Source organism: SAR202 cluster bacterium (genome assembly GCA_016872355.1).
In the GTDB taxonomy this organism is placed as follows: domain Bacteria; phylum Chloroflexota; class Dehalococcoidia; order Lucifugimonadales; family VGZY01; genus VGZY01.
The window spans coordinates 1-13,172 of record VGZY01000083.1; the positions used below are offsets into that span (position 1 = coordinate 1).

At 61.6% G+C, this 13,172-nt stretch carries 9 protein-coding genes; 7 read left to right on the forward strand and 2 right to left on the reverse strand.

Annotated features, from left to right (window positions below; all coding sequences use genetic code 11):
• Positions 1-585 precede the first annotated feature (585 nt).
• Complete coding sequence (locus FJ319_13035; GenBank protein MBM3935200.1) at positions 586-2,553, reverse strand: transketolase; 1,968 nt, start codon at positions 2,551-2,553, stop codon at positions 586-588.
• A 763-nt stretch (positions 2,554-3,316) separates the two neighbouring features.
• Between FJ319_13035 and FJ319_13040 the strand changes: the two genes are divergently transcribed.
• From FJ319_13040 to FJ319_13070, 7 genes are all read left to right on the forward strand, one after another.
• Entirely contained in the window at positions 3,317-3,607 is a 291-nt protein-coding gene (locus tag FJ319_13040) for a two pore domain potassium channel family protein (protein MBM3935201.1), read from the forward strand.
• A gap of 49 nt (positions 3,608-3,656) precedes the next feature.
• The gene (locus FJ319_13045) at positions 3,657-5,705 is read left to right on the forward strand and encodes an MFS transporter (protein ID MBM3935202.1); all 2,049 of its coding nucleotides are present in this window, start codon (positions 3,657-3,659) and stop codon (positions 5,703-5,705) included.
• A 64-nt stretch (positions 5,706-5,769) separates the two neighbouring features.
• Positions 5,770-7,038: an MFS transporter gene (locus FJ319_13050; protein MBM3935203.1), complete on the forward strand. Its 1,269-nt coding sequence runs from the start codon at positions 5,770-5,772 to the stop codon at positions 7,036-7,038.
• On the forward strand, positions 7,013-8,221 hold the full coding sequence (locus FJ319_13055; GenBank protein MBM3935204.1) for a GNAT family N-acetyltransferase: 1,209 nt from the start codon (positions 7,013-7,015) through the stop codon (positions 8,219-8,221). The genes FJ319_13050 and FJ319_13055 overlap by 26 nt, the downstream gene beginning before the upstream one ends.
• A gap of 135 nt (positions 8,222-8,356) precedes the next feature.
• The gene (locus FJ319_13060) at positions 8,357-9,217 is read left to right on the forward strand and encodes a carbon-nitrogen hydrolase family protein (GenBank protein ID MBM3935205.1); all 861 of its coding nucleotides are present in this window, start codon (positions 8,357-8,359) and stop codon (positions 9,215-9,217) included.
• A 97-nt stretch (positions 9,218-9,314) separates the two neighbouring features.
• Positions 9,315-10,721 (forward strand): hypothetical protein, encoded by a 1,407-nt coding sequence (locus FJ319_13065; GenBank protein MBM3935206.1) that lies wholly within the window; start codon positions 9,315-9,317, stop codon positions 10,719-10,721.
• 107 nt (positions 10,722-10,828) lie between these two features.
• Positions 10,829-11,785: a 3-hydroxyacyl-CoA dehydrogenase family protein gene (locus FJ319_13070; protein ID MBM3935207.1), complete on the forward strand. Its 957-nt coding sequence runs from the start codon at positions 10,829-10,831 to the stop codon at positions 11,783-11,785.
• A 19-nt stretch (positions 11,786-11,804) separates the two neighbouring features.
• Here FJ319_13070 and FJ319_13075 read toward each other — a convergent pair whose 3' ends face one another.
• Positions 11,805-12,710, reverse strand: coding sequence for a hypothetical protein (locus tag FJ319_13075; protein ID MBM3935208.1), 906 nt, complete (start codon positions 12,708-12,710; stop codon positions 11,805-11,807).
• Positions 12,711-13,172 lie beyond the last annotated feature (462 nt).

The following is a 13,172-nucleotide window of genomic DNA, read 5'->3' on the forward strand; positions in this document are numbered from 1 at the left end:
TCCTCGCCCAAGGATCGAAAGCCGGCTCCAGATCACCCTTGGAGATCGAGACTGATTCAACCAAAACCAGTCGTACTGACAAAATCACTGAGCAGTAAGACTGACAAAGTCATTGAGCATTGACACGTGGCCTGTGTCTGGCGCATTCTTCGGTGTGGACTTAACACGGCCCTTCAGGCCGTTTGCTATGCCGGACCTTACCCAGCCCGTTGGGCTGGGCTCAGGGAACACGCTCCTTCAGAGCGTTAGGCCCAGGACAGCGGGCAAGGCAAGAATCAAAACTCGGAGAATCGAATTAGTTGGAGCAGGTGCCACAGACATCTCGCCCCTGCAGGGCTCTAAATCTATTCGGTCAAGTGACCCAGGGCTGCGCGCCTTCGCAGAGCCTTCGGCACTTCACCCTGGGCTAAGTTATCACGCGCCTTCAGCGCTCCCCGCATCGCCGCCCCAGAGGCGTGCAGAATCCTCATGATATGAGGACGGCTGAGGCAACCACGGGTTTGCTGAACTGCCGCGATACATCGGGCTGCCCATACTCAGCCGCGCCATTTGGGCGTGCAATGGCATTCTCATTGTTCTGGCCGGCTACCGGCGGGCGCCGGCCAGTGCGGTGGCGTTGTCCACGATGTCCGTATAGGACAGGCCGCAGTACTTTAGCAGGTCGTCTGTGGAGCGGCCGGACTTGGGGATGCGGCGCACGAACATCTGGCGCACCTTGAAGCTGCCGCCGTGGGCGGTCAGCGCATCGGCCACGGCGCCGCCGAGGCCCGCGCCGTAGTTGTCCTCCACTGTCAGAACGCGCCCGCCGTTCTTCAACGCCAGTGCCGCGATTGCCTCATTGTCGAATGGTATGGAGTAGAGGTCCACGAGGGTGGCCTTGATCCCTGCCTTCGCCAGCTCCGTGAGCGCCTTGCGCGATTCGTGGACCATGTACCCGCCGGCGACGATCAGAAGGTCGCTTCCCTCGGAAAGGACCTTGTGGCCGCCGAGGTCGAACTGGGTGTGGGAGTCGTACAGGAATTTGACGTCCGGCCGCATTGTGCGCATGTAGCACAGGCCATAGTGCTCCGCCATGCGAACGGTGAGCTGGTAGGCGCAATAGGCATCCGCGGGGTTCAGGATGTAGATTGCCGGGCCGCCCTCATCGGCATTAACCATCGCCATTGAGCGGAAGAACGCCATGTCCGCCATGGCCATCTGGCTTGGGCCGTCCGCAGCGATATTCACGCCGACGTGGGACCCGACGATCTTCATGTTGAAGCGGCTGATCAGGCCCATTTCGAGCTGGTCGTAGCCGCGCTGGATGAAGCGGCCGAAGCTGGAGGCGAAGGGTATCTTGCCGCCCACGGCCAATCCGCCCGCGCATGAGACCATGTGCTGCTCTGCGATGCGGCACTCAAAGAACCGCTCAGCCAGCTCCGCGTCCTTGTAGAAGTACTCGGAGAAGGTGGAGTTCTTCACATCCGCGTCCAGTGCCACGACGCTGCGGTTGGCGTGGCCAAGGGCCCGCAGCGCGATGCCGTACGCCTTGCGCGGCGCCAGCTCGCCCTTCTTGAGAGCGGCTTCCTGGCCAAATATTCGCGCGGCCTCATTGAAAGTGGGGACGGGGCTAAGCGTGTAGCGCTCGGGCGAGAATTTCCGGGGCGCCGGCGAGATCTTGAGCTCGCTCTTGATGCCGGAGACGCCCAGCTTCTGGGCCATCGTATCCAGCTGCGCCATTGCTTTTTTGTAGCCGTCGCCTGTCAGGGGCTTGCCGTGCCAGCCCGCCATCTCGGGAGTGGCGAACCCCCACCCTTTCACCGTCTCGGCGACAATCGCGAACGGCTTCGAACGAGGGTCTCGGCAGTGAGCGGTGTGCTCAGCAAGCGCCTGGTGTATCTCGGCGGGGCTGTGGCCGTCGACGACGCGCACCTCGTACCCCGCGCCGCGCAGCTTGGCGGCGGTTACCTCCGCGCTCTGCTGGTGGCTTACTTTGTCGGACTGGCCGTAGCTATTGCAGTTGAAGATTGGGCAGACGGTATTGAGGCCGTAGTCCGCGATGAAGTCGATGGCTTCCCATATCTGGCCCTCGCGGCTCTCACCGTCGCCTATGATGCAGAAGACGCGCTTGTCCAGCCCATCGAGCCTCCCGGCGGCGGCGAGGCCGGCGGCGATGGAGAGGCCCTGTCCGAGCGAGCCTGTGGCCGCTGGGAAGAAAGTGAAGCCCTCGGCGGGATTCGGGTGGCCGTCGATGGGGCTCGCGATATCACGGAGCCTCATGACTTCTTCGCGGGTGAGCGGATGGGGCTCGGGCTTCGCGACGACGATGCCGATATCGGCCGCGGCGGCGTACACGATGGGCACCGCATGGCCTTCGGAAAGCACGAGCCTGTCGGCGGCGGCACTGTCCGGCTCGGCGGGGCTGTACCGCATATGGCCGTACATCAGGGCGGTTACCAGGTGGGCAAGGCTGGCGGCGGAGCTCGGGTGACCGGAGTCCGCGGCCGTCGTCATATCGATTGAGAGCTTTACAAGCTCAATCGCTTTGGCGTGAACGGATTCGTCGAAACCCATGAGTCCCCTCCGGATGCCTGGCGGCGTCGGCAGAATGAGGTCTGCCGGCCCCCTTAGGGCCGACAGATATGGTACCTGCCTCTACCCTTGAGCGCAATCGGGGCTTTCTCCTGCCCTTTCGCGGCAATTAGACCGTTACTTCAGTGTACTCCGGGGGCTGCGACCGCACCACATGCTGCGGCAGGAAATGAACTGTCAATTACGCGACCACACGTTCGGGCATGGTAGAATTGCGCGGGCTGAAGGTACGGCCGTTTGGGGCCGCGGGCGATTGGCCGAGACTGCCGATGGAGATTACGGTTTATTATGAGGATAAGGGTTACAGGCCGCGTGCTGGACTCCGCTTCCGGCGAGGGTATGCCGGGCATGCTGGTGACGAATGGAGAGACATCTGTCAGGACAGGCGCCGGAGGCCAGTTTGACCTGGGCGTTGAGCCCGGCGCGCACTCCTTCGTTTACGTGAGCGTGCCGGACACGCGCCGTGCAGCGGGCCCCTTTTACCGCCAGGCGCCGGACAGGGACGCTGACCTGACATTCGTGCTGGACCCCGCATTTGAGCGGGCCCGGCGGACGTTCACACTGGCGCAAATATCCGACACGCATGTGGTTGTTGAGGATGTGCACCGTCCGCTGGGGGCGACGCTGACGAAGGATTCCGGAAACCTGCTCGCGGCAGACCTTAAACGGATGGAGCGGGAGACCGCGCCGGCGCTGGTGCTCGGGACGGGAGACCTGACGGACTGCTGCGACTCTTGTCACCACCCTGGAGCAGGGGGCGGATTCGAAGCTCTCTTCGTTCAGCGAGGCACTCTGGTGGGCCGTGGTCACAATCACAACCGTAGGCTACGGAGACGTCGTGCCGGTTACGGCGGCGGGTCGGGGCGTTGCCTTTGGCCTGATGCTCGTGGGTATTACGTTATTCGGCGCTGTGACTGCTAACCTTGCGTCCTTCCTGGTGAAGAGCGAGGACCCCAAGGAGGCGATGCTGAAGGAGCTGCTTGCCGAGGTAAAGACCCTGAAGGAAGAGCTTGCCCGCGAAAAGGCCGAGGCGTAGACACCCACACACCATGCGACCATTCTCATTTCTCTTGCCAAAGCCGGTATTGACCGAAAAAGAGCAGGACCGCGGCCTGCGCATGATGACGTGGCAGGCCATCGCGGGGTCCGGCGCGGGGGGCGTCATCTCCGGCGGGTTCGTCACCGCTTTTGCGTTGTTGTTGGGCGCCAACAACTTCCAGATTGGGGCGATGACGGCAATCCCGTTCGTTGCGCAAATGGCGCAAATCCTCGTCGTCATCCTTGTCGAGAAGACTCGGATGCGCAAAGCCATCTGCACGGTGGCCTACTTTCTCGCCTACCTCATTTGGATACCAACCGCGCTCATCCCGTTCATGATCGACGTCCCGTCACCCGGGGCAGTTGCGATTCTCCTCGTGTTCGTGTCTGCGCGCGGCATAGTAAACGCGTTTGTGAACTCCACGTGGAATAGCTGGCAGCGAGACCTCCTGCGTCCGAGCACTATGGGCCGTTTTCTGTCCGAGCGCATGAAGCTAGCTACAATCGCCGCGGTGGTCGCGGGCATAGCGGCTGCTATATACATCGACTACTGGAAGGAGGCGCGGCCGCCGAGCGAGGAGCTGCTAGGGTATTCCCTCGCGATAATTGTCGGCATTGTCCTTTTTGCCATTCCGTGCGGCATATTCGTGTCACTGATGCCGGAACCGCGGATGGCCATGCCGGAAGGCAAGCGCCCGCCGATCGCCAAGACACTTTCGGCGCCACTTCGGGACGCGAACTACCGCAGATTGGTCAGCTTTCTGTTCCTATGGAACAGCGCCGCGTACCTGGCGATCCCATTCTTCGCCGTTTACATGCTTGTCCGGCTGGAGATGCCCGTTTCGTTCGTTGTCAGTATGGGCGTTTTCAGCCAGGTCACCAACATCCTGTTCCTCAAAGTGTGGGGCAGGTTTGTTGACAAGTACGGGGGCAAGGCGGTGATGTCGCTAACCTACACCCTCCACATGTTCGTCGTCCTCGGATGGGCGTTCGTGTCGGTGCCGTCCAGCAAGATCGTCGTGATCCCAATGATCATATTCCTGCATGGCCTGCTTGGAATCGCCAACGCGGGTATAAACGTCAGCACGATGACCGTCAGAATAAAGCTTGCGCCGCCCGCGCAGTCGATGGCGTATCTCACCAGCGCGTCTCTGGCCGGGAACGTCGGCGCAGGAGTGGGCCCGCTGCTGGGAGGGTTCTTTGCGGACTTCTTCAGCGTTCGCGAGTTCGAGATAGCGTTGCGTTGGATTGACCCGTCACGCAACGTAGAGTTTCCGGCCGTGCACCTCACCGGGTTCGACTTCCTCTTCGTGGTCTCGTTCGTCTTTGGAATGGCGATGATGAACATCCTTTCAAGGGTGAAGGAAGAGGGAGAGGTGAAGTCCGAGGTCGTGTTGACGGAGCTGATGGAACAGACTCGCGGCAACCTGCGGGCACTTCAGCCTGTTCCGGTCATCGGCATAATGTCTCACATGCCTTCCAGATTGAAGCACGTCCCTCACTTCGGCGGTCTCGATATAGCGATCGGCGTCACCACGTACCAGATAGCAGCCTCCACCCGGTCCGCCGTGGAGGCGGTTGTGCGAGGCAAGACGGCGGCAAAAGACATAGGTCATAAAGTGAGCAACGCGGTATCCAAGGCCGTGGACCAGGTTGAGGACGTGGGCAAGCACGGGGCGGAGGTGGCGCGCCACGCCACGGTGGGGGCACTTCACGCCGTGGGAGATGTCGGCGAGAACCTGGAGAAGCTCACTCATGAGGTTGTGACCGGCACCCTGGACGCACTAGCCAAGTCCTCAATAGACCCCACGGACGCCCTGTGGGGGGTGGGTTACGGAAGCGTGCAGGGGGCGACCGCCGCTGGGGCGGACCCGACGGAGGTGGCCGCGCAGGCGATTGAGAGCGCGCGGAAGGCGGCGGGAGGGCTCGGCCTTACTGAGGACCATGCGATCGCAATCGCCTCAAAGGGCGCCATGGACGCCGCAACGGAGATGGACGGAAATACAGCCTCCCAGGTAAAGCAGAAGCTTGAGACGACAGCGATAAACCTGGCCGAGGCGAGAAAGCAGTACCTTGAGGGCGAAAGCCAACGCTGAGAACGCCCAGTTACCGGCCTACACCGAAAGACAACCCCGCGCCACGGGTGTTACCATTTAGCGCATGCGTCTTTCAGATACCTTGCCGCGTGAGCGGCGTCGCTTCGACGGCCTCATCGTCGCCTCTGTGCTTTTCGTCGCCGCGGGCGTAACCATCGGCAACAGCCAGTACACCTTCGGCCTCTTCGTCGGCCCCATTGAGGAGACATTCGGATGGCAGCGTACTGCCATCAACGCGTCTATCTCCTTCATGGCTATCGGCAGCATTGCCTCACCGTTCATTGGCCGCGCCATGGACCGCTATGGGGCGAAGGTCATCATGGCGGCATGTCTCTTCTCTGCCGGGACCAGCTTCGTCCTGCGCCCTTTCATGACCGAGCTGTGGCACTGGTACGCCCTGAGCTTCATGCAGTTCATCGGCTTCACGGGCGCGGCAAGCCTGCCTGCCGGACGACTGATCGGCCTCTGGTACCGCAAGTCGCCTGGACGCATGCTGGGCGCCACCATGATGGGAAACAACTTCGGCGGCATAGTCCTGCCGATTGTGGTTGGCTTTGCCCTCACCCACGCCACCTGGCGTGAGGCCTACGTGGTCGTGGGCGTCCTCACACTGGCAATCGGCGTTCTGGCACTGATGCTCGTGCGTGAGCCGCCAATAGAGCTTCATCACGGGACGGACTCGCCCGAGACCGGGAAGGCCAGAAAGACGCCGTCACCGATTCCAGGCATGCCGCTAAGCCAGGCGGTGCGGACCTTCTCGTTCTGGGGCGTTTCCGCCGGCGTGACCGCCAGCGCGTTCACGGCCGCCGCGGTAGTGCCGAACATCGGCGCGCACCTGGCCGACTCCGGCTTCTCGTCCGGTCTGATCCCCTTATCCCTCAGCGTCCTTGCGGCTGCGGGAATGTGCGCCAAGCCGCTCTTCGGCTTTCTTGCCGAGAGGCTGACCGCCCGCCGGGCATTCATGACCAGCCTGACAGGGCAGATGACGTTTGTTGCTCTGATGGCGCTGTTTCATCACCCCGCCGGGCTCTGGCTTTCGCTAGTATTGTTCGGCCTGTCCATGGGGGCGCATAGCGCACTGGTCCCACTGCTTGTTCAGCAGAGTTTCGGAGTACGGCACTTTGGGAGCGTTGCCGGGATGGTGAACCTGTTCACGGTGGTGCCGTTTGCCGGCGGGCCAATCCTGGCAGGCGCGGCCTTCGACCTCACCAGCAGTTATGCGCCTGCCTTCATTCTGTTTGCAGGGATGTATGGTTTGGGTATACTGGCGCTTACGCGCGTGAATCAGCTCAAGGAGTTGGAAGCCGATGGACTTCGATTTAAGGCCGGTTAAGGCTGATGAGATGGAGCGGTGGGCAACTGCCCGCTCGCGTGGCTTCGGCCAACAGCTCGACCGTGCTGACTTTGAGGTCCGCAGAAGCATCTACGACCTCTCCCGAACGGTGGGCGTGTTTGACGGCGAAGAAGTTGTGGGCACTTCGTACTCTTCCGCGTGGCGTATCAACGTTCCGGGCGGAAGCCTCCCGGTCGCCGGAATTGTCGCGGTCACTGTGCAGCCGACCCACAGGCGCCGCGGCATCCTGACAAACATGATGTCCCACCAGCTCGCCGACGTTCACCGCCGGGGGGAGCCGATCGCGGCGTTGTACGCCTCCGAGAGCATCATCTACGGGAGATTTGGATTCGGAATGAGCGTAATGCACGAGAGCTGGTCAATAGAGCGCGTTCACTCGGCTTTGGCAATGCCGGCGCGGCAGTCCGGCCGTGTTCGATTTGTCACAGTTGAGGAGATGCGCAAAACGTTTCCGGATATCCAGGCGCGCGCGCTCAAGGACCGGCCCGGAGCTATCCTCCGGCCGGAGTGGGACTGGGACCGGCGGGTCAGGTGGGCGGCAGAGCCCCCTCCAGGCTTCGTGTCCCCGTTCTATGCGATCTACGAAGCGTCCGGCGCTGCCCAGGGGTATGTGAGCTACATGATTGACAAGGGAGATCTCACCGTTGTGGAGCTCATGTCGGTCACGGACGAGGCGCACGCAGCGCTGTGGAGCTTTGTGTTCGGCGTCGACCTGGTCAATGTCATTAGGGTACAGAAGCGACCTGTGGACGACCCTCTCCAGTGGATGCTCGCCGACCCTCGCTCCCTGCGGCGAACTCCGCACGATGGCGCGATGGGCGCGATGTGGACACGCATTGTGGACGTACCCGCAGCGCTCTCCGGACGCATTTACCTTCGCGAGGGCCGTCTGGTCCTCGAAGTCCACGACCCTTTCTGCCCATGGAACAACGCGCGGTTCGCTCTCGAGGCAGGCCCGGATGGGGCCGCCTGCTCACAGACTGCAGAGGCGGCCGACCTGACCTTGTCGGCCGCGGACCTCGGCGCTGCCTACCTTGGCGGAGTCACCTTTTCCACGCTTTCACACGCCGGTCGGATTGAGGGGCGAACGCCTGGCGCTCTCCGCAGAGCAGATGCTATGTTCGCCTGGGACCTACAGCCGTGGTGCCCCTTCAGCTACTGATACGTACGCAAATCACCCCTATATATTTCCAGAGACGCACTATGTAGAATGTCTGCGAATCCCTTCCGCAGACTTATTACCCGCTCCAAGCACCAGACTTCCTTATTCTGAATATACTATTTGAGGACTCAAACCATGCCACAGCCTGACGGCAACGGTACGATCAATCTGGCGACATGCCAGTTCCCTGTCAGTGACGATATTGCTCGCAATTCACGCTACGTTCAGGACCAGATAGCCCGCGCCAGGAAATCCGGAGCCAAAGTTGTCCATTTCTCGGAGTGTGCGCTATCGGGCTACGCGGGCGTTGAGTACGACAGCGCAGACAAGATAGATTGGGCACTTCTGGAGCAGGAGATGCCCAAAGTCTGCAAAGCGGCCAAGAAGCACAAGGTGTGGGTGGCCCTGGGGAGCTCCCACCGTCTCTCGCCGGGAAACAAGCCGCACAACAGCGTTTATGTAATCACTCCTGAAGGAGAGATTTACGATCGCTACGACAAGCGCTTCTGCACCGCCGGCGACCTCAACCACTACACCTCGGGCGACCATTTCGTGTGCTTCGAGGTCAACGGGGTCAAACTGGGCGTCCTGATTTGCTACGATGTGCGGTTCCCTGAGCTTTACCGGGAGTACAAGAAGATCGGAGTTCAGGTCGTTCTGCACTCGTTCTACAACGCCCGTGCAGAGAAGAAGAACATCCACACGACTATCATGCGGCCCACACTGCAGTCGCACGCCGGCATTAACGCGATGTACATCAGCGCGCCCAACGCGTGCGGCTTTTACCAGAGCTGGCCGAGCGTGTTCATCACCCCTGACGGCGTCATAGCAAAGTCCCTGCGCCAGCACCAGGCAGGCGTGATGATGAACAAGATCGACCTGGCGCAGAAGTTCTATGACGCGTCTGAGCCGTTCCGAGACAAGGCCATGAATCACATCCTCAACAGTGGCGACCTCGTTGACGACGCCCGCAGCAGAGACCGCGAGTCGGCTTGAAGCCCAGGAGCGAACGCCCTTTCGTTTTGGCACTTGACCCACGCGTAGAATAGGTATTGATTAGGTCCGGGTTTCATTTCATTGATTGGAGGGCTGTGTGAGGCTGTTCATCAAGCTGGCAGTTTTGGCAGTCGTCGCTGTGGTTCTCCTGGTTGTGGTGGCAGGCGTTTACGTCGCCGGAGCCACCGGGCTGATACCCCCTCTTAAGGGCGCCTTCGGCAGCGAAGGCAAGCCGGTATCTGCGGAACAGGTCGCACGGGGCCGCGCAGTCGAGTCCAAGATCACTTCCGCCGTTGAAGGTTCGTCCGCTTTCCACCTTGAGCTCACCGATGAGGAGCTCACTGACCTGCTGATGAGCAGGATCGATCCGACCAAAGAGGTCCGCGATGCGAAGGTGAACATTCATGATCACGAGGTGGCGTTCTCCGGCAACCTCAACGGCCGTATCCCAATCCCGTTCTCCGGCGCGGTGGACATCGTTCTCGAGGATGGCTTCGTCCAGTTGGAAGTGAAGCGCGTTTCCATGACCGCCCTACCCCTCCCGGGCGCTGCCAAGACAGAGATCCAATCTGTCGTCGACGACGTGCTGGATGTAAACGAGTCACTCAGGCAGGCCGGCGCGACAGGGATCCAGCAGGTGGAAAAGGACGAGGGTAGGATCACGATAGTGGGCCTGAAGCAGGGCAACGTCAGCGTGTCCGACGGAGTGAAGAAGTCCATCCAGGACGCTGCGAACCGATCCGGGGCGTCCGGCCGGCCCGCGCCCCTGGCCCCCGGCGGGGACATGGTCCCTCCGGGAACAGCCGCGACCAAGAGCGGCGCAGAAGTCTACCTGGCGCTCGGAGACTCCCTCGCGGCTAACGTCGGCGTCACTAACCCGAACGATGGGTACGTTTCCCGATTCCACGCGTACCTTGAAAGGAAGACCGGCCGGTCCCTTGCCCTGACTAACCTCGGTGTCTCGGGCGAGAGCTCCGTTTCATTCAAGCAGACTCAGCTCGGCAGGGCGCTCCAGGAACTCCGCCAGCGCCGTGACGACGGCGACGCTTCGACGGGAGTCAGCGTCGTCACGCTGGACCTCGGCGCGAACGATCTGCTAAGCCACCTTGCCACCGAGGACTGCCAGAACGACCCTCGCGGCGCCGCGTGCCAGGCGCGCGTGACCGCCGCCATCGCCACATACGAGACCAACTTCCGGGACATCGTCTCCGAGGTGGCCGCCAACATGGAGTCCGGCAGCAGGCTGTACATTATGACTATTTACAATCCATTCGACTTCGGCATTGGCCTGCCGTTCGAGGCTTTCTCGAACGAGACGGTGGAGCGGCTCAACACCATCATCAAGTCCGCTGCACAGGCTAATAACGCCAGGGTCGCGGACGCCTATCCCCTCATGAAGGTTAACGCCGGCGCGTGGACGCACATGCTGGAGGGTGATATTCACCCCACGGCGACCGGCTTCCAGGTGCTGGCGTATTCGCTGGCGCAGGCGGAGCAACAGTAGCTAACTAACGATGGGCGTTCTCTGAGGATGCCTGTCGGAGGCACAATGCCGCTGGCGGCCACGGCCCACGGGACCTGTTCCCGTGGGCCGTGGCTTTGTGGTCAACTATGCAGGCAATCCACAAAAGGGGTGAGCCTTTGGACGCTTCAGACATCCGCCGGATCACGGTTGTGGGCGCCGGGCTCATGGGACATGGCATCGCGCTGGAGTTCGCCCTCCGCGGATACCAGGTTACTTTGAACGCCCGCACCGATGAGAGCCTCACGAAGGCGATGGAACAGGTGCGGAAGAGCCTGGCGCGCATGGTGTCTTTGGGTATGGCGACCGATGACCAGTCGCGCAAGGCGGCGATGTCTATGGACACACACTCGAACCTCGCGCTCGCGGTCGCAGACGCCGACCTGGTGATCGAGTCGGTCGTCGAGGACCTGGCGATCAAGCGGCACGTCTTCCGGCAGCTTGACGGCCTGTGCCCTGCCCGCACGATCCTCGCGTCCAACTCTTCCGCGATTATGCCATCTGCGCTCGCGCAGGCTACGGGCCGCCCGGAAAAAGTTATCGACACCCACTACATTAACCCGCCTTACCTGGTGCCGCTAGTTGAAGTTGTTCGTGGGCCGGACACCTCCGACGAGACAGCCGACGCTGTAATGAGCTTTCTCAGGGAGATCGGCAAGAGGCCCATTCTCATCGAGCGCGAGGTCCCGGGTTTCGTCGCGAGCCGCCTGCAGGCCGCTCTCCTGCGTGAGGCGCTGTGGCTGGTGCAAAACGGCGTGGCATCTGCCGCGGACGTGGACCGGGCTATCAAGGACAGCCTGGGTCGCAGGTGGGCCGTCGCGGGCGTGTTCGAGGTGCTTGAGCTGGCCGGGTGGGACCTTCTGGCCGCAATCGCCGCCAACCTCTTCCCTCACCTGGCGGACGACAAGGAGGTCCCGGACGTGCTCGCCGACAAGGTCGACAATGACGAGCTGGGCGTCAAGACCGGCCAGGGCTTCTACAAGTGGACGCCAGAGTCGGCAGAGGCCCTCAGGCAGCGCATAGCCTACGCGCTGACAGAGATATAGCGTTGAGAAAAGTAGCCCCTTACCCTATCTGGTCCAGCACCTTCCTTGACAGCATCATCTTGACCGGGCTGATCGGGCGGAAGGTGCGGGAGATGCGGACGTCTCCGGCCATGCTCATCAGCGTGTACGCCTCGTAGGGCTTCATCTTCTTCTCATCGATCAGGAACTTGACCATGCCGTGCACGGCCTCCTTCATCGCCGGGGCGAGCTCCTCGCCGTAGGAAAGAATAACGAAGTGCTCGGGTGTGAGGGCACGCGTCGTCGTCAGGTTCATCCCCTTTTCGACCGATACGCGGATATGGGTCTCCGAGGAGCACTCGGCCCCCGTGCCGCCGACCGCGCCGTCGCCAATGACAGCGTGGCAGTCCCCCATTGTCAGCATCCCGCCAGGGACGAATACAGGAACCCAGAAGGTCGAGCCGGCGACCAGTTCCTTCATATCCACATCGCCGCCGTATGGGCCGCTGTCGCTCGCGGTCGTCTGCCGGTAGGTCGGGGTATTCGCGACGAATCCCATTGAAGGCATCATCTTCACCCGGATGCCGTTGGGCAGGACAACGTGGTCGCCATCGAGCGCCATCGTTGTGGGGTAACCCTTGTCGAACATCTCGGTGAGGAAGCCGCGGCCGGGCATGACCATGTGCGCGGCGTCGAAGACCGGCTTAATGCTCAGGAACTCGACCTTCAGCGCGTCTCCCGGCTCAGCGCCCTCGACGTAGATCGGCCCGGTGGCGGGCGCGACGAACGGCTTCGCCTGGATTGCAGCGACATCGCGGGTGCCCTCGAACGCGTCCCACGTCTCGACAATCAACTCCTCGCCGGACTTGACCTTGATCGCAGGCGGATTGTTAGGGTCGAGGAAGTAGACTTTCTTGTCGCGCGTTAGTCGCTTCATGTGGGTCCTCCGTTTTTTGACTATCGGCATTATAGCTACCCGAGGTATCGAGCACAAACCGCCGTTTCGTCTGTCAATGCTCAATGACTTTGTCAGTCTTACTGCTCAGTGATTTTGTCAGTACGACTGGTTTTGGTTGAATCAGTCTCGATCTCCAAGGGTGATCTGGAGCCGGCTTTCGATCCTTGGGCGAGGAGAGGGGTGTGCTGGAGACGGGTCCGTCTCCAGCACGCCCCTCTCCTCGCTTGCCCGCCTGAGCTTTTCTTCGCCTTGCTCGCAGGACTGCGGGTCTTAGGGGAGCAACCGTGCTGGCCAGCTCACGCCCCTTGTGCATGACCACGATGCGCCCGTCCAGCCGCTCCTGTACCTCTACGGTCGCCCTGGCGTATGTGCTCCGCTCGCTGTCAGGCTCGATCTGCAGGTCCTCTCCACCAAAGCTCACCGTGTTATCCGCGGCCACTGTCCGCTGGTATCGGAAGCACAGCACACTGT